This is a genomic window from Kribbella sp. CWNU-51 (assembly GCF_054073265.1).
On record NZ_JBSXMZ010000024.1, the window covers coordinates 1 to 17536 of the forward strand.

14 protein-coding genes and 1 pseudogene are annotated in these 17536 nt (G+C 69.3%); 3 read left to right on the forward strand and 12 right to left on the reverse strand.

Translation table 11 applies throughout. The features are described from left to right. The first annotated feature begins 323 nt into the window (after nucleotides 1-323). Nucleotides 324-749 carry a hypothetical protein gene (locus ACXC9Q_RS25590; RefSeq protein WP_457059193.1) on the forward strand — a complete coding sequence of 142 codons (426 nt, stop codon included), beginning with the start codon at nucleotides 324-326 and terminating at the stop codon, nucleotides 747-749. 80 nt (nucleotides 750-829) lie between these two features. Here ACXC9Q_RS25590 and ACXC9Q_RS25595 read toward each other — a convergent pair whose 3' ends face one another. The 12 genes and pseudogenes from ACXC9Q_RS25595 to ACXC9Q_RS25650 form a co-directional block, all read right to left on the reverse strand. Beyond that, the gene (locus tag ACXC9Q_RS25595; RefSeq protein WP_457059194.1) at nucleotides 830-1738 is read right to left on the reverse strand and encodes a bifunctional DNA primase/polymerase; all 909 of its coding nucleotides are present in this window, start codon (nucleotides 1736-1738) and stop codon (nucleotides 830-832) included. Further along, entirely contained in the window at nucleotides 1735-1959 is a 225-nt protein-coding gene (locus tag ACXC9Q_RS25600; RefSeq protein ID WP_457059195.1) for a hypothetical protein, read from the reverse strand. Before ACXC9Q_RS25600 ends, ACXC9Q_RS25595 begins: the two co-directional genes overlap by 4 nt. A 27-nt stretch (nucleotides 1960-1986) precedes the next feature. Next, complete coding sequence (locus ACXC9Q_RS25605; RefSeq protein WP_457059196.1) at nucleotides 1987-2127, reverse strand: hypothetical protein; 141 nt, start codon at nucleotides 2125-2127, stop codon at nucleotides 1987-1989. A gap of 784 nt (nucleotides 2128-2911) precedes the next feature. Beyond that, nucleotides 2912-4422 (reverse strand): annotated as a pseudogene (locus tag ACXC9Q_RS25610) (DNA cytosine methyltransferase); the annotation flags it as partial. Between the two features lie 493 nt (nucleotides 4423-4915). Beyond that, on the reverse strand, nucleotides 4916-9586 hold the full coding sequence (gene mobF / locus ACXC9Q_RS25615) for a MobF family relaxase (RefSeq protein WP_457059197.1): 4671 nt from the start codon (nucleotides 9584-9586) through the stop codon (nucleotides 4916-4918). Between the two features lie 235 nt (nucleotides 9587-9821). Continuing rightward, nucleotides 9822-11303, reverse strand: coding sequence for a DUF2637 domain-containing protein (locus ACXC9Q_RS25620; RefSeq protein ID WP_457059198.1), 1482 nt, complete (start codon nucleotides 11301-11303; stop codon nucleotides 9822-9824). Next, entirely contained in the window at nucleotides 11300-12073 is a 774-nt protein-coding gene (locus ACXC9Q_RS25625; protein ID WP_457059199.1) for a hypothetical protein, read from the reverse strand. The genes ACXC9Q_RS25620 and ACXC9Q_RS25625 overlap by 4 nt, the downstream gene beginning before the upstream one ends. After that, a complete protein-coding gene (locus tag ACXC9Q_RS25630; RefSeq protein WP_457059200.1) occupies nucleotides 12073-12279 on the reverse strand; it encodes a hypothetical protein in 207 nt (68 codons plus the stop codon). The genes ACXC9Q_RS25625 and ACXC9Q_RS25630 overlap by 1 nt, the downstream gene beginning before the upstream one ends. Further along, nucleotides 12276-14498 (reverse strand): type IV secretory system conjugative DNA transfer family protein, encoded by a 2223-nt coding sequence (locus ACXC9Q_RS25635; RefSeq protein WP_457059201.1) that lies wholly within the window; start codon nucleotides 14496-14498, stop codon nucleotides 12276-12278. The genes ACXC9Q_RS25630 and ACXC9Q_RS25635 overlap by 4 nt, the downstream gene beginning before the upstream one ends. A gap of 29 nt (nucleotides 14499-14527) precedes the next feature. Then, entirely contained in the window at nucleotides 14528-15049 is a 522-nt protein-coding gene (locus ACXC9Q_RS25640) for a Pycsar system effector family protein (RefSeq protein WP_457059202.1), read from the reverse strand. Continuing rightward, on the reverse strand, nucleotides 15046-15468 hold the full coding sequence (locus ACXC9Q_RS25645; protein WP_457059203.1) for a hypothetical protein: 423 nt from the start codon (nucleotides 15466-15468) through the stop codon (nucleotides 15046-15048). Before ACXC9Q_RS25645 ends, ACXC9Q_RS25640 begins: the two co-directional genes overlap by 4 nt. A gap of 121 nt (nucleotides 15469-15589) precedes the next feature. Next, nucleotides 15590-15823 carry a helix-turn-helix domain-containing protein gene (locus tag ACXC9Q_RS25650; RefSeq protein WP_457059204.1) on the reverse strand — a complete coding sequence of 78 codons (234 nt, stop codon included), beginning with the start codon at nucleotides 15821-15823 and terminating at the stop codon, nucleotides 15590-15592. Between the two features lie 112 nt (nucleotides 15824-15935). Here ACXC9Q_RS25650 and ACXC9Q_RS25655 point away from each other — a divergent pair, with 112 nt between their 5' ends. Beyond that, on the forward strand, nucleotides 15936-16283 hold the full coding sequence (locus tag ACXC9Q_RS25655; protein WP_457059205.1) for a GntR family transcriptional regulator: 348 nt from the start codon (nucleotides 15936-15938) through the stop codon (nucleotides 16281-16283). 50 nt (nucleotides 16284-16333) lie between these two features. Then, nucleotides 16334-17524, forward strand: a complete 1191-nt coding sequence (locus ACXC9Q_RS25660; protein WP_457059206.1) for a helix-turn-helix domain-containing protein — start codon at nucleotides 16334-16336, stop codon at nucleotides 17522-17524. The last annotated feature ends 12 nt before the right edge of the window (nucleotides 17525-17536 follow it).

Genomic DNA, 17536 nt, shown 5'->3' on the forward strand with positions numbered 1-17536 from the left:
ATCAACGTGAAACCATCAGCCATTTGCTGCAGGCAACCGCCTTCACCGGGTTGAGGTCTTGACGGCACGGCCGAATCTCGGATCTTGCGCCGGTGGCTTCGCCGTGACGAGGCGAGGCGAAGTGCCTGCTCGATCGATGCTGTCCCCGCTCACCCGGCGTCGCGTGACGGGCCGCTGCCGGGATGGAGTCAGCGCCTAGGTCCCGACGTTCAGAAGCCAGCGCCGGGGCCGCGGCTGCCAGCGGCTCATAGCGCCCGCCGGTCTCGGGTCACCCGACGCGCTCCCCTCGAAACTGTCGGCACGGTATGGGATCGTCTTGTGGTATGGAGCTCACGGGCCGAGACTTCGACCGGATTCGCCGGGAGAACCTGCATGTGCGGGTGAGCGAGTTTGCGCGGCTGTGGTTGACGGCTGAGCGGCGCGGCGATGCGCTGAACGCTGGGGGTCGGGGCGATTGGTACCTCGCGGGAGTGCAGGTGACATGCCAATGGTTGGCATGCGCGATCACGACCTTCAATCTTCCGAGCGGGCCGGTCCGTGAGCGAGCGTACGCGCCGATCACGCGCACGCGGGAGAAGGCATACGAGGAGCTGGTCGAGCAGGAGACGCAGGCTGCTGATCGGGCGGTTGCCCGGGGTGGGCTGCCAGGTCGGCCGGGCTTTGCGGAGGGTGCGCTGGCGACGTTGGCGTGGGCGTGGCGTCGGTCGGGCGTGCCCCCGATCGAGGTGGAGCAGACACACGCCAGGTGAGCAAAACCACGTGGGAAGGGCCTCAGGAGCCGCTATTGGCTTCCTGAGGCCCTTCTGGTCTCGGAGTTGATGGTGGGGGGCTAGGCGGGTCGTTGCCGGGGCTGGCGTGCGCCTGCGGTGAGCCCTGAGGTGATGGTGCGCCCGGCTTCGATGAGCGGTAGGCCGATGCGACCGGCGGCGGACAGGAGTTCGTCGCGGGCCGTTGCTTCGTCCAGGAGGTGCGCGCCGACGAGCTGGCCAAGCGCGAAGGCGGCACGGTTGAGGGTGTCGTTGCGCTGACCGGTGGTGGCGGCCAGGACTTTCTCGAGTTCCCCGGCGAGTGCGGCCAAGGTGTAGCCGCTGGTGTTCTTCAGCTCGGGAACGGTTCCCGTCGGCCCGGGGTACGGCGTGCTTGCGTCGAGTGCGTCGGTGATCCAGGTCGGCAGAGGTTGCGGTGCGGTGGTGCTGGTCGCCAGGTACCGGCCATGGGGGGTGATCGAGCCGGCGCCGACGACGTAGCCGCCGTGGCCGCGGGTGTCGATCTTCCATCCGATGCGGCCGGCGCTGTTGCCGAGCTGGCTGGTGATGGCTTGGCGGAAGTACAGGTGCTGCCCACGTGAGGGTGTGGTGACGGTGTAGGTGTCGGGCAGGTCCACCGCGTGGTCGGTGGCCACCAGTGCGAGTACGTCGGCTCCTGTGGTTGCTCCGCGTCTTCGCCATGGTTCGCGTGCCAGGTCGGTGGGGTTCTTGGGCTGGTCGAGGTCCACGACGAGGAGGTTGGAGGGTCCGGCGGCGACGCCGATGTTGTAGGGCGCTTCTCGCCAGGTGCGGGCGATCGCGAGGTGGTTGGTGGTTGCCGCGTGTTCCCAGTCCTTCTCCACGGCGGGTACCTTGCGGCCAGGGACCAGCGGGAAGACTGCCATGCCGTGGTCGGCGTGCCAGTGCGCGGCGCGGCTGAGCGCCTGGTGGTCCGTGTCCAGGACTGGCCTGGCGCGCCGCGTGGTGGTCACGGCTCGATTCCTGTCCGGTCGGGTTGTACTCGTTCGCTGCGGACTCGTTGCTTGTCCCGGGCTGCGGCGGGCTCGCGGAGTTCGAGGTAGACGCGGACGCCGAACGATCCGCGGTTCGAGTAGGCGCGGTCTGCGCCGGCCACCTGGAACTGGTGTCGCAGGTGCTCGACCAGTCGGGCGATGTCGTCGGGTTCTCCGGACAGCCGGACCTTGATCGTCATCAGTCGTTTCCTGTTCTCGAGTCGGCGTCAGTGCTCGGTGTGGTGGGTGGGGGAGCCGTAGTGGGCGAGGGTGGGGATGCGTAGATGCGGCCAGTGCCCGGCGGCGAGGAGCGTGTCGGCGTGGCGGTGGCCGGCCGCCCAGTCAGGTGCGGTGTCGCTGCCGGGCACTGGTGTGGTTTCGCGGGCGTGCTGGTAGAGCTGGCTGGCCAGGTCGCTGCCCCAGGCGTCGGTCAGGTCGTCGTTGTTGGCGTTGTCGTGGGCGAATCGGACCGTGATGGTCAGGTGTTCGGGGTGGGCGGCCCGGGTCTTCGGTGCGCAGCTGCTCGAACCGTGCCCGCACGGTGGCGGCGAACCGTTGCTGGTATGCGTCGCGGTCGTGTTTCTCCAGTTCGACAAGCTGTTCCTCGATGTCCTTGATCTGCTCCAGCTCGTCCACGGTCAACCTGCCGCGAGAGCGGCTCCATCGGTTACCGAACAGTGCGCGGCCGATGTGATCGCTGCTGGCCTCGTAGGTCTCGTACATGCCCAGGTCGTCCAGCTCGTAGACGCTGTTGACCACAACTTCGATCGGTTCGGTGCGATAGGTCAGCAGGTACTCGTCGTTGTGCCCGACGGTGCTGCGCAGCAGGTCGCCCACGCCGGCGGCTTCCCACGATCCTGGGCGCCCGGCGGTCAGTGCGTCGCTGCTGCCGAGGTTCGCGGCGACCGTGGCGAGCAGGTGCGCGATGAACTCGGCGCCCTCGCCGCGGCGCTGGTTGTTGTTGATGGCGCGGATCGCGCGGGTGACCGCAGTCACGGCCACCTGGAAATCGGCCTGCTCAGCGGCGGTGGCGATGTCGTTGGTTGGCGTGGTCATGAAGCTCTCCTTGCGATTTCGGGGGGATGAGGGGGCGGGCGGTGTCGCCCGCCCCCCGGGTGTGCATGCGGCGTGGAGGTCGGAGAGGTCGTGTCGGAGTGCTTCGGCGACGGCGGCGATCAGGTCGCGCGCGGCGGGTGGGGTGACGGCGTTGCCGAGCTGGCGGACCTTCTCGCGCTTGTTGCCCAGCACCACGGAGCCGTTCGTGAACGCCATTCCTGCCGCTACCTCGTGCGGCTCCAGCATCCGGAACAGGCAGTCCTCGACCGCGATGGTCTGCGGGTCGAGCAGCGACTGGTGCCCTGCGGTGGTGAGGGTGCGGAGTGTCTCGGTGGTGGTTGTGCACATCTCCGCACCGTCGTAGCGGGAGCCGTTGTTTCGCATGACCAGCGCGTACCGGTCGCGGGTAGTGAACGTGCCGTGCGGCTCGCTCGTGGCGCGGCTGGTGGCGTTGCCGTAGTACGGCATCAGCAGCCCATGGTGGTTTCCTGCGGCCGCGAACGTGTCGAACGGCTCAGTTGCCCGCTTGGTCGTGTTGTTGTTCCGCAGCGGCACCACCAGCGCCTCGGACTCCCGCGTGGTCCTGGTCCGCATCACCTCCGCCAGCGTGGTCGCGGTCTCGTTCCAGGTGCCACCGGCCGGGACCAGCAGCCCGGTCTCGTTGCGGGTCGTCATCGTGCGCATCGCCTCCGACAGCGGAGCGGCGGTCTTGCCGTCGCGGCCCTCGACCGGCACCAGCAGCTCGGGCTTCACGTAGCGGGCCAGCCCGGCCCGGATGCGCTGCATCGTCTTGTCGGCCAGCGGCCGGGCACGGTCCCCGATCCGTTCCCCGGTCAGGCTCCAGTCGATCGCGGCCGCCGCCGGGAGCCAGCCCGGCTCGACGACCTGGTTGCGGCAGGCAACGTTCGGGCAGCGCCACACGTACTGGGCGCGGTAGCGGCCCCAGGTCCGGTCCGGCTTCGTCCACGCCTGCATCGCCCGCACCAGCTGGCCGCAGCCCTTGCACCACGCACGCGGCCGGGTCCACCGGTTCAAGTCCGGGCAACCCGACGAGCGCAGGTGAGCCACGACGTACAGCCGGTCGCGTGACTGCGGCGCCGGGAGGCCACCGGCCTGCGCGTGCATGCTGTTCAGGTACACCACGTGCACGCAGTAGCCGAGCGCGTCCAGACCCGAGCGCCACACCGGCCACAGCACCCACAGCGCTGCGTCCACGACGTTCTCCACTACGATCGCGTCGTAGCGGTGGTGCTCGGCGAACCGCACTACATCCCACATCGTGGCCCGCGACCGCTCCGCCGCCTCGTCCGGCAGCGTGTCCCCGAACAGGTCCGGCATCGCGTCAACGTTGCGCTTCTTGCCCTTGGCCTGCGAGTGGTTCGTGCACTCCGGCGACGCCCACAACACATTGGTGCGCGGGTACCGGCGAGGCTCGACCTGGGACAGGTCCGCACAGTCGTGGTCGGTGGCCGGGTGGTTGCTGTTGTGCGTCTCGACGGCCAGCTTCCAATGGTTCGCGGCCAGCCGCACCGTCACCCCCGGGACCTGCACAGCGACGGTGCTCGATCCCCGGCACCGCAGAACAGATCAGTCATCGTCAACGTCATCGGTCCTCAACCCCTTACTCCTGGTTGGTGCGGGGAGGCGCCGCGGGTGCGTGATCCTTCACCACGGCCCTCCCCGAGTTCGATGTCAGCGTTGGGGCTTCGGCGAGCTGGACGGGCGTGCCGGCCGGCCGCATCCGACCTGGCGCCGCCGGGTGCACCACGCCGGGCAGTTGGTCTGTTGGGTGCTGGTGGTTGTGTTCGGCATCGTCGTCCCCTGTCGCTGGTGGGCTTTGTGTGACGGCAGCCCCTTGGGGCCTGCCGGCTACTGCCGTCTGCCGGGCCGCTAGAGGCTCCGAAGTCAACGGGTTCTCGGCTGGTGGACAAGGAAATACGCGAGCGCAGCGAGCGCCGCCGTCCTCCAGCCGAGAACCCCTTGACTTCGGAGGGGGCGGTCTGGCACCTGCCCACCAACCCCAGCCACAGAAGGGCTTTCGTCCCGGCCGGAGGCCGGGGTGCTCTCCCGCCCGCCAGGGGCGGGAGAGCCACCGCGTGGTTAGTCGTCGTCGCGGCCCAGCTCCATGACCGGGCCGGGATCGGCTACGTGCTCAGTCGCCGTGGTCGTTGTGATGTTCGCCTGGTCGGCGGCGGTGTCGTCGGCGTGCCATTGGGCGAGTTGTTCCTCGCGTGCGGCCTCGGCCGCTTCGTCGTCGGCGTGGCGTACTTCTGCTTCGCGGCGGTGCTGAATCTCGATCAGCGCCCGCTGCGCGCGGCGTACGGCTTCGGCGGTCTCGTCCGGGGACGGCACCCGCGGCGCGTCCGATTCCGCGACCGGCTCCTCCCCAGCAGCGATCTCGCGAATGTCGACCGGCGCCTGGCTCTCCAGCACCGCACGATCCTCGGCCGTACCGTCGGCGGCCTCCCGGGCCGTGGTGTTGTCGTCGGCAACGGTGTCCGCGTCGGGGATCTCGTCGGCGGCTTCGTCCACTGGCTTCTCGGTGGAACTGGTGAGCTGGTCGTTGACCAGTTCGGCATCCACGAACTCGTCACCTGGTACGGCTTCCACAGTGTCGGTGTCACGTTGCTCGGCGACGTCGGTGAGCTCGTGCTCGGCCGTGACCTCGCGGTGCTCGTCCTCAGCAAGCTCGTTCGCATCGAGGCTGTCGAGGCACTCCTCTGGAGTGGGGCCGTCGTCGCTGTTGTCGATGCCGCGGGCGTCGAGCTCGAACTCGGCGCGTTCGGCGGCGGCCCGGGTCTCGGCGGTGTGCGCCCACCAAACGGCGCGGGCGTCGTCGGCGATCAGGAGTTCGGCTGCGCGCGTGTCGAGCGCCTGCGCCAGCGCCGTGGCCTGTTCGGCCTCGGCGCGCAGCCGTTCGCGCGTGGCCTCGTCGCCGGTCGCGGCGGCTTCGGCAGCCCGCAGGGCGGCAGTGCGGCGTTCGCGCTCGGCGGCTTGCCGGGTGCCGGCTAGTTCTTCTCCGACGTAGGGCGGTGCCCACGCCTTCTCGCGTTCGTAGGCGCGGACCCGGACGCGGAGCTGGCCGGTGGACATCTCGGCCTCGGCGCGGTCGGCGTCCGGCCGTCCCAGGGCGCGCCAAGCGGCTCGCCACGAGGCGTACTGCTCTACCTGGCCGGGCTTGGGTGGTTTGCCCAGGGCGTCGTCGCTGGCTTCATGGCCGATGACCTCGCGGTGCGCGGCGACTGCTCCTGCCCGGGAAATCCAGGCATCGCGGTCGCGGCCGGCCTCGGTTGGTGGCTGACCGAGCGCCTCGATGGCCCACTGCGGCTGTTCCGCGGCAACCTTCGCGCCGAGCTCGTCGGCGCGGGTGTCGGCCTCGGCGGCGAGGTTTGCGAGGTACGCCGACCACTGCGGGTCGTCCACCTGTGGGAGTCGGGCGGTGTAGGTGTCACCCACCGAGTCGAGGTCCCCGATCCGCTTGATTCGGTCCTGGACGACGTGGCTGATCCGGCGTGCGTCGTGCAGGGAACGGCGCTGGATCGCGTCGGCGAGCACTTGGCGGGGGTCGTCCCCGGCCAGCTCGATCTGCCGTAGCAGGTTCGCGAGTGTCCCGGCGCCGTCCTCGACAGCCAGGGCGGTGCGCTGGTCCGGGGTGAGGACGCCGGTGTCGGTAAGTTCGTCCAGCCATCGGGCGGTGCGCCCGGCGGTGGCGAGCGCGATGCCGTCGGCGAGCAGTTCCGCAGGTGTACGGAGCCGGTTGGCTTCGGCGGCGGACTCGGCCGCGGCCTGCAACGCCGACAGTTGCGGGTCGTCCAGGTCGAACGCTGCGCGCAGCACTGACAGCGGCGAATGCTTCGCCGCGTCGGTGGTCTCGCCGTACTCGGCCACGGCGGCCAGTGACTGGGTGACGACGTGGGCGGTGTTCGCTGCCCGGCCGCGGGTCATCGCGACATACAGCGCATACACCGACGTGTTCTGGGTGGCGACCAGGTGGCTGGAGTCCACCGTCAGGCCTTGGGAGGAGTGGACGGTGGCGGCGTACCCGAGCGCGACCCACTCCCGCACGTAGCTGGCTGGCAGGACCATCGTCTCGCCCTCGACAGGCTGACGGGTGCCGCGGATCAGCGGCGCAACCCTCAGGCCGCCGTCGTCCAGGACCTCGGTCACGAGGAATTCGTCGCGGTTCAACGCGGCGCGTTTGTTGCCACGATAGCCGTGAAGGTGCCAGGCGTTGAGCCGGGTCTGGATCAGGTCACCACGACCGACGCGGTTGCCGGTCGAGGCAAGCCAGGCGGTGCGTTCGTCGTCAACCAGGCGGTAGTCGACCAGCCGAGCCCGCAGCTGCGCGGACAGTTCGGCGGCCTGATGATTGGTGTCCACGATCAGCAACGTGTGCAGCCCGGTGAGGTGGTCGGCCAGCCAGGCGTCGGCCGCGGAGCGCTGTGCGGCTTCGAGATGGCCGCCGTCGAGGATTCGGCCCTGCCGGTGGTACTCCTCGAGCACCGACTCGTCGCCGTCGCGGAGCCGCAGCGATGCCGGGCCTTCCCAACCGGCCTGGAAGCGCCGGGTCTCGGTGAGCTCGTGGGTCAGCGCGTTTGCGGTGACCAGTTCCATGCCGCCGCCGGCACCGACGGCGGCGAGCTGGCGGTGGTCACCGACCAGCAGCAGCTTTGCCCCGGCTTGGTCGCAGTAGGAGTGGATGTCGGCCAGGTCGCTGGTGTTGGCCATAGCCGACTCGTCCACCACGACGAGATCACCCTGGCGCAGCGCCCATGCTTGGTCCTCGGTCGAGGCGGTGCCGTCGGCGATGGATTGCTGGATCATCAGCCACCGGGTGATGTTCTTGGCCGTGACGCCGTCGGCGGCCAGGACTTCGGTGGCGACCTGCGATGCGGCCAGCCCGACCATGCGGTGTTGCTGCCCGTTCCACAGGTGAGGGTCTTGCCACGCCTTGGCCAGGGCACCGACGACGCGGGATTTGCCAGTGCCGGCCGGGCCGATCAGCGTCTCGACCTTCGCGCCGGAAGACAGGAGGCCGCGTACCGCCGCGGCCTGGTCGGCGCCGAGCTCCAGCCCGGCCGCGGCCAACTGCTTCACGAACGCGTCGGTGTCGGCGGCGGTCATTGCGACCGCGCCGCGAGCGTAGCCCGCGTTGGCGAGCTGACGCTCGGCCTTCAGGTGGTCCGGCGTGACGTACCGGGTGGCGCCGGGCGCGGAGTAGGCCGACGTGCCGTCGGCGCGTCGCAGATCGTCGGGCAGCACGGCAGTGTCGGCGCTGGTTTCGCCCAGGTGGCGGGAATCGACTCGTTGCGCCATGGCGACACCGCGCTCGGTCAGTTTGTCCAGCAGCCGGGCGATCTTCTCCGGCTTCATGTTGCCCAGGTTGTCGGGCAGGGCGTTGCTGACGGCGCGGGTCAGGTCCGCGGCGCGCCAAGTGGCGTGCTTGGCCTGCACTTCGGCCAGCGCCATCTCGAGCACCTTGGCCATGTTGACCCGGCCCGGAAGCCACTGACGCTGCTGCAAGGCGAGCACATCGCGGGCGACCTTGCCGAGGCCGCCGCGGACCTCGGCCCGCAGCTGCGCGTCCCACCGCTGCAATCGTTCGGCGACCGTCTCGCCATTGTGGGACTTGGCCTTGCGGGTTGCCAGCGTCGCGGTCTGCTGCAGCCGGGCGAGTTCCAGGTTGTTCGGCTCGCGGCCGAACTGGGCCTCGAACTCGCGCACCAGTACCGCGGTCTTCTTGGTGATCGCTCGCCGGCGCGACGAGAACAGGTCCATCGCGGCCTGGTCGATCCCGACGATCTCGCGGGACTTGCCGTCGGGGCGGGTCTTGAACTGCACCCCGAGACTCTTGACGAGGTGCTGTTCCATCACCCGCTCCCCGACCGACGCAGCGGCGGGCTGGACCCGGTGCAGCGCCTTGGAGTCGATCGTGCGCCACATGCCGTCCGGGGCTTGGACGCGGTTGAGGATCGCGTTGTGGATGTGCAACTGCGGGTCGTGCTCCCTGCTGTCGTGCTGGAAGAACGACGCGATCACCCACTCGTGGGTATCGGCCCACCGGCCAGCGGCACCGCCGTGATGACCGACGCGGGTGTAACCCGCCTCGTCCTGCAGGTAGTTCAGCGCGGCGTGGTTCCCGGCCCAGATCGCATCCTCGACCGCCTGCCGGTGCTTCGACCAGTGCACCGCCTCGGCCTCGGCGCGGTGCACCGCAGTGCGGTGCCGGTGCACCGCTGCGGCATCTCCGGTGCGGCGCGCCTCTTCGCGTGCATCGCGGGCCGCCTCGGCAGCGGTGCGGGCCTGCACCTCCTGGGCCTCGAACGCAGTGTGTAGCACCGTCACCGACTTCTGCGGGCTGAACGTGGCGTCGTGGAACGAAACGTTCTTGCGCACCGATCGCCCCGCTTCGGCGCGCAGTTCGGCCCGCCGCTCCGGCGATGCACCGGGCTCCTTGGCCAGCGCATCGGCATACACCTGCTCCTCGGTCTTGTACGCCCGCCCGGTGTGGCCGAGCGTGTCGGCCTCGTCCCACCGCGACGGATCGCGGAACGCCTCGTCGCGCGGGTCGATGAACCGCTCGTAGAGCGCGGTCATGTCCTGGGCATCGACCTCGCCGGACAGACCCAGCTGTTCGGCGCCCTTGCCGAACCAGCGGCCCGGCGGCTCGCCGGCCGCCACGGCGCCGGTGTAGTAGTTCTCCCGGCCGGACGCGACCGCGCCGGTCAAGTAGTCGGCCCGGTGGCCGCTGCGGATGCTCATCACCGCCATGCCGCACCCCCCACCGCGGCCCCGAAGCGCGCCCATCGGGGCGCATCAGCCGACCGACGACAAATGGAGTCGAGGCTCCACTTGATCGTGATGCCTGGGTGTGATCTGAGTTCTTTGATCCTGCTGCTGCCTACTGGCTGCTGCTGAATCATCAGATCGTTCGGCAACTGCATCGTGGTTGCTGCGAGTCGATTGTTGCTCTGGTTCCTGCTCGCTGAATTCGTACTGTGGATGCTCATCGGCTGCTGCTCGATTCGAGTTCGCTGCTAGTGGTGGTGTCGTCGGCGTTGTTGTCGGGGTTGTTTTCACCGGACTCGCTGACGAGTTGGAGTTGTCCCCGCACCTGCGGAGCAGGTGACCGAGTGTCGGTGTCCTCAGGGGCGGTGGACTCGGCCCACCCCGCCAGCTCCTGGAGGCGCTTGGCCCGGCCAAAGCCGACCGGCCGCCCGAACGCCTCCTCGGTAGCGCGGCGGATTTCGCGCTGCCCAAGGGGCGCACCGCCGTGCTCCGCTGCGTGGCGCACCACCGCATCGAGCAGTTCAGCGTCCGACGGTGCCGCTGTCTTGCCCGGTGCGGTGTCGGCGGCCTCCTTGCGCTGATCGGTGCAGTGCGGTGTGTGCACCGATGCGGGTGCAGCGTTCGGGGCGGTGCCGTGCACCGGTGCACCCGGCGCGGTGCGGGTCTGTCGGTGCACCGGTGCAGCAGCGTGTGCGGGTGCAGATGCGGTGCGAAGTGCACCGATCAGGTAGGCCAGGAGCCAGACCGGTGCACTCGGCTGGTCGGTGCGCGCGGCGGTGCTCGGTACCTCAGTGGCGGTGGCCTCATCCGCTGTGCTGGGGTCGGTGAGACCGAGAGCGGCGGAATCGACCAAGGCGAGCAGTTCGCCGGGCGTCACCCGTCCGCCGGCCGAGAGCAGCGCAGCGAGTTCGCCGGCCGACAGCAGTCCGTCGCGGATCGTCTGTAGCGCGGCCGTCCGGGCGGCCCGAGCGGCATCCAGTGGCCACACCCTGCGGCTCGGGCACAGCGTCGCGAGCCGCGACGCCATCCGCATCACCTGCTGGACCAGCGCCCGCGCGGCGACCGGGTCGTCGATACCGGTGCGTGACAGGTGCAGCCACACGCGGGTGGTGATCACCGGGGAGGTGATCCAGGTCAGCGCCGACAGCCGCGGCTTCGCGGGCTGCGCGAGCCGCAGGTGCAGCCGCAGCAGGTGGGCGAGCATCTCGACCAGAACGGCGTACGCGAGGGGCGCGAGCGCGTGCGCGACGGCGTCGGCTACGCCGTTGGCGGTGTCGATGTTCAGCCACACAGTGCCGCCGATAAACACGTACGTGGTGACCAGCGCGCCCGGAATTCGCCACCCTCGGGTCAGGGCGGCGAGCCGGAGCGCGGTGCAGGCGACGATCATGCCGTCGGCAACCAACGGCACCAACGGGCTGTGGAACCTGGTCGACACGGCACCGAACGAGCGGGCGCCACCGATCCCGGCCACGCCGAGCGCGGCGATGACCGCCACGGTAATCAGCACCCGTCGCGTCGTGAGCCGCCCGGCCTCGACGGCGGCCGTGACGCTGCGGACCGCTCGGCGGGCGGCCCAGATCAGGCCGGTGAGGACGGCGGCGAGGATGAGCAGCCCGGCGACGCCGGCGGCGATCATTGGCCAGGTGACCCTGCCGGGGTCGAAGACCTCGGGCAGGTTGATCGACAGGGTGGTCATCGCTGGCCACCAGCGGTGTCGGGTACGGCGGCCATGCCGCCACGGTCACCGCGGCGGCCGGCCTTGATCTGCTCGGGTGTCGGTGCCGGGCCGTTCTCGTCGCGGCCGGTGGCCCACCAGGTCACGAACGGATCGGCGTCGGCCGCGAGCGGCACCGTGATCGCGTGCTGCCCGGCGGCGTCGCGGTGGGCGAGCACGTCGCAGGCCGGGGCGTACTCGCCGATGCGGCGGGTGACGCCGGGGCGCTGCCTGTCGTGCCAGTCACCGACGAGCTTGTTCGACGCTTCATCGCCTTCGTAGGCGGCGGTCCAGGCGTCCATCAGCCACAGCAATTCCTCGACGATCTCGGGGTGCCACAGCCAGCACGGCGGCAGCGTCTCCCGCGCGGTCGCGTATCGCAGATAGGTGGATTCCATCCACGGGAGCAGTTCGCTCAGCACGGTCTGCGCCGCGGCCTCGTCCTGCTCCGGCATCCGGAGCCACGACCGCACAGGCTCCGCATCGGGCCCGCCGTCGGCGCCTGTCCCCTGGGCGCGGGCGGTGCTGGGCTTGGCCGCGAGCCGGGTCAGCAGATCTTCGAATGAGGCGACTGTGTTGCCGAGCGAGGCAACGGTGTCGTTTAGCCGTGCGACGGCGGTCTTGGAAGCGGTCTGCTTCAGACCCGCCTTCATCGCGGATACGTCGCGGGTCAGGGCCTCGACCGAGCGGGCGAGCCCGGCCACCGCGGCGAGCGCGGCGCTGCCGGGGTCCTTCTCGTCGTCGTACTGCATCAGTCATCTCCCTGGAGCAGCTCGTCCATGTAGTCGTCCAGCCAGTCGCAGAACTCGTCGGCGTTGATCGCGACCAGCCCGGTCGGGTGGCCGTGCTCGTCATAGGCGGGCACGGCGCTCAGGCCGCGTCCCTCGACCTCGGCGCAGCCGTAGTAGGCGCGCAGTTCGGCGGCCGGTGATCCGTTGGTTGCCGTTGGCCACTTCATCGACGGACCTGCCGATCGATCGGTCGCTGACCGCGGCCGGCGAGCCGGGCGCGGGCCTTGCGCATCGCGCCGGCCAAGCGGAGCCGGGCGACAAGCTCGCGAGCGGGGTCGTTGATCTCGAGCCAGGTCAGCGCGACGTCGAGCTGGGCGACGGCGCGGTGGGCAACAGGCCCGGTGATGCGGCGACGGGTAGTGCTTGCGCTGTCGACTGTCGCGATGAGCTGGTCACGTAGCCAGGCGGTGTCGGTGAGCAGCCGGGCACCGGCCCGGTTCTCGAGTGCGGCGACCTGGCGGGCCGTCCACCGGACGCTGCGGCGGTTGTGGAACCGTTCCATGCGCAGGTCGCGGCGGTTCCAGGCCATCTTCACGCGCCCGATCGCGGGCGGCATGCCGCGGGTGATGATCAGCGCCTGCCCGGCGCGTAGCTGCGCGACCTGGCCCGGGGTGAGGACCGGGACGCGGCGGTCGCTGATCGACACTCCGCCGGTGGTGCGGTCGCGGGTCGCGACCTGCTCGAGGCGTTCCCCGCACAGCGTGGACCAGAACTGCAGGTCGTCGTCGTCGCTGGTGCCGGCCAGCACGACCTTCGTGGTGACGTTGGTCAGCAGCGCCCCGGTTGCGGCCTCGCCGAACCGGTCCCGCAGCTGTGCGCGGGACTGCGCGGAGATGTGCAGCGTGATCCCCCGGGACCCGAAGTCTCCGGTCCACCGGTCCAGTGGGATGAGGCAGATCAGCGCTGCCTCGTCCAGCACCATCGTCAGCTGCGGGTCCAACCTGCGGCCAGGCGTACGGACGGCGAGGGTCTTGGCCTGGCGGGCGATGTGCGCGGTCAGGGCAGTGACCAGTGGCGCGGTCTTCTTGTCGTCCGCGCCGAGCAGGTACACGGTGCCGGTCTCGGCCAGCAGCCGCGCCACGTGGAACGGCACGCCACCCGGTGCCGCCGCAGCGGCCGCAGTCGGGACCGACAGCCACGACAGTGCGGGCATGATCGTGGTGGAGATGCTGGAGCGGGTGCGCTCGTTGTTGGTGAAGAACTGCAGCGCCTGCTGCTCGAACCCGGTCGCGTTCGCGGCCCGCAGCTCGTACAGCACGTCGTGCTTGGCGCGGTCGTCGGGGTGCGCGATCCACCGCTGAACGTCGGCCATCGTGTAGCCGCCGAGCGCGGCGGCGTGCATCAGCGCCGTCAACGCCTGCCGGGCCAGGTTCAGCCAGTGCTCGGCGTCGTCACTCTTGGCGCCGACCCCGTCGAGCAGGTCCGACGCACGATCCATCACCACGCCCGGGTCCGTGCAACCGGTCAGCGGGTCGAACGTGATCGTCGACCCGTCACCTGTCAGGCCGTCGGGGTCGAACACCCAGACCGGGCCATGCTTCGCACGCTGGCCGCGGGTGATGTCGAGAATGTCGGTCTTCGTGCTGGTGGCGATCACCGCGCCCGGCGCGTCCAGCAGGTGGTTCATCATCAGACCGGTCTTGCCTGCGCGCGGACCCGCGACCGTCAGCGTGTGGTCCTCCGCAGAGGACCGGACCTTGACCCAGCCGACCGTGGCCACGGTCGCGCCGATGTGCGTGAGTGGCACGAACCGCCGCTTCCACGCGGGCACCTCGGCCAGCGACGGGCGCACGATCTTGGCCTTCTTGCGCAGCATCCGCGCCGACGACACCCGCCGCACATCCCATCCCGACGCCAGCCCGTCGGTCAGCCGCCCGGCGCGGCCCAGGCGACGCAGCAGACCACGCGAGCTGGACCGCGACCGCAGCGTGAACCCCGCCGTACCGAGCAGCACCACGCCGGCGGCCACGAGGAGCTGCCACCAACGTTCCGAAGCCTCCACAGCCGGGGGCAGGGCGTGCAGCGCGACCCCGGTGTACGCGAGCCAGAGAGTCGCAGCGAGACCGCTGCCGACCGGGCGGTTCACCGCCACCAGGCCCAGGGTCACCAGCAGCAGAAGGCCGGCGCCGATCACCCAACCCGCCGCGTCGCCCGGCGCGCCGAGCCGCAGCCCGATCGCGCCGACGAGCAGCATCCACAGCGGCGTGGCGATGAGCGCACCGTGCATCAGTCTCCAGAACAGCAGCCCGGCGGTCGCCAGTCCGACCGCACCAGTCGCGGCGGTCCAGTAGCCCAGCTCAGTCAGCGCGGGCGTCTTGTTCCATGCGATCGCGGCAACGCCCGCGGCCAGCAGCGCCACCATCGCGAGCGTGAGGTTCGGAACCATCACACCCTCGGTCCGGGTCGGCCGCCGCATCATCGCGCACCACCGATCAGCACACCGGCCACAGCCAGCACAGCACCGATGCCCGCGGCGAGGACCGACACCCGCGCCAGGCGGTGCTTCGTCCACGCGATCTCCGCGAGCCGCTTGGAGTGATGCGCGATCGCCTCCAACGGCTCCGCTACGCCGTACCTGCTGCTCGCGTTGCCCTGGTTAACGATGTGCTTGCGCAGCTGCTCGATCGACCGCACCCGGACCGCGCCGAAGTACAAGAACTCCCCTGGCACCAGCGCATGAGCCGGGCGGTGCAGCCGCGGCACCACCACCAGCAGCGCCGAGCCCAACGCCACCGCGAGGGACACCAAGGCGACACCGAACGCCATCCGCGCGCCAAGCGGCGAGCCGTGCGATCGCGACACCAGCGTCAGCACCACCGCCGCCAGCGCGGTCTCCACCGTCGCCGCGAAACCTGCCTTCGTGTCAGCCTTGTCGATCGCCGCAGCGGCAGAATCGTGCATCCGCCACGCCAGATCCATCTCCATGCGCTCGCTCATCGCACTGCCCCCGCCACCGGAGCGGACGCGTCAAGCTCCGATACCTGTTCGGGCTGCACGTTGTTCGCGTACGACATGTGCGCGGTGTGCGCGGCCATGGTGTCCCTCGAGATCGCGAACGACGTGATTTCGACAGGACCGAACCCAGTGGCCACGGCGTAATGGCCGTTGTGCAACTCCGGCGCGACACCGAGCACGGCACCGAGCTGATCGACCTCGCGGCACGCCGCTTCAAAGTCCTCGTTCCGTCGCGGCCAGAACACAACCCGCACCGACGGCACCGGCAACTCCGGGTGATCCGCTACAAGCGCAGCCACCTCGAACAAGCCCCTGATCACCGCCGCCTGCTCCGACGGCAACTCCTCCAACATCCCAATCGCCGGCACCCACTCCGTGCCAGCCTGTACCGCGTCAGTCATGCTGTAGACCTCTCGAACTCGTTCCTGAGTGATGGGAGAACCGGCCCTGTTCTGGTTGGCGCCTGTGCGGGGCCGGTCTTGATTTGTTGCTCGGTTGTCGGGTCTTGCGCGATGAGCGGTCTCAAGAGGCCTCGATGTGGAACTCGCTCGCGGACACGACCCGCCCGGTCGTCACCGCGGCCTCGGCCATCTGGTCAAGGACCCTGGCCGGGATGATGAGGCGTCGGCCGATGCGCACGGCCGGAAACGCACCCGCCGCGATCGCTCGATAGAGAGTCATCTCGGCCATCCCCAGCTCCGTCGCAACCTCGGCGATCGAGAGCCACCGCCGCTTGAAATCCGTGGTGTTCTGCATTGCTGCTCCTTTCAGAAGTCTAGTCTTGACTAGACTAGACTAGCTAACTAGAACCTACAACAGTTTGCCGCTAGACATGACTAGCTGACCTAGCGCGGACTACCGTTCAGCTATGAAGTTGGAGGAGACCTCAACCAGCGCCCCCTATCTCCAAGTCGCGCACGCCATTCGCGAGTCGATCGCGTCCGGCGAGCTGAGACCGGGCGACAGACTTCCAACCGGCCCCAAACTCGCGAAGCAGCTCGGTGTGGCCACGATGACGGTGCGCCGAGCGATCGAACTGCTTCGCCGCGAAGGTCTGCTGCGGAGCACCCAGGGTGTTGGGGTCTTCGTTGCCACCTCAGATAGCAACGTTTCGGAACCGCCGGATCTGGAGCAGCAAGTCACGGACCTGCGTGAACGCGTTAGTCGGCTGGAACAGTTGGTAGCGGGAAAGGACGGTTCATCGGAACCTGAATGATCCGCAGGGGCTGTTGTCGCTCTCGTTTCCACGCGAACTAGTGAATACTGATGGTGACCAGTGAGGAACTGACTGCTAGTGCGGGTTTCAGGGCCTGCCAGCTCGACGGGGAGGCAGCGGACGCGGTGGTGAGATCGCGAACCCTGACCGGCATGCAGGGTTTCCCAGAAGGCCCGGAAATCGGGGTTGTTGCTGGGTTCCTGCTGAAGCTACTCCGAGGCTCGCTCGGGCTCACTCAGGTCGAGCTGGCCGAGGAGCTCGCCGTCGATGACAGCACCCTTCAAGGCTGGGAGAGCGGGCGCCGGCCGCTGTGCGCGCTAAGGGGATCCGAGCTGCTCCGGCTCGGACGCGCGCTGGCCGCGCTCGGCGCACCGGTGAGTGCTGTGTCGATGTTGTCGCTCGCGGTTGAGGCTGACGAACTCCTTGCCACGTGCATCAACGCCGCCGGTACACCGATGTCGGTTCGCGATAACCCGCTCGGCCACGCCGTACACCGACGGGACTTCGTCGCCTTCGCCACGTGGCCCTTCACTGGAGTCGCACCGTCCAGCGTCCGCGGCCTCCCCCTTCCGAGGTCCCGCGGCCCTGTTGCGGACAAGCCTCAGTTGACCGATGTGCAGCGGCAGTCATTCTTCGACCAGATGTTGGTCTCTGCCGAAGCCGCCGACGACGGAGCGCAGCTGATCCGTCGGCAAGCGACGTACATGCTGGGATTCGATACCCGATCGTCGTCGGCCATCTGGCTAGCAGACCAGCATCGGCGCATCGCTGTCCGAGCGCTCGACGTGCGCGACGTGCCAGGGGGTATCGCGACTCGATCTGCGAGCCTGGCTCTTGCCAGACAGGGAGACGTGGAACCAGTCCGCCACTTCATCCAAGGGACGCTCTCAGAGAACAATCAACTCCTGGGGGCGCTCACGTACTGGGCGTACTGGCTCGGCGAGATTCCGGAGACCTACCCCGACGATGAGGCGATGTTGACCTCCGGATCTGAACTTTGGTCAGGCCGCCGACTAATCGAGCATCTGATGAGCCACCTCACGGATCCGAAGAACGCCGAGATGAACGTCCATAGCCTCCTAGGTCTCGTCATGGCTCGCCGCGACCTCCTGGAAGCCAGTTCGGCCCTCCGCGCGCGGATGTTCGAGGTCCTCGACCAGGCCGACACCCCGGCCCTCAGCCGTCACGCTCGTACGGAACTGGCAAACTTACGATTCGCGGCACAGTTGGCTGGCCGCTAGCGACGAAGGGCG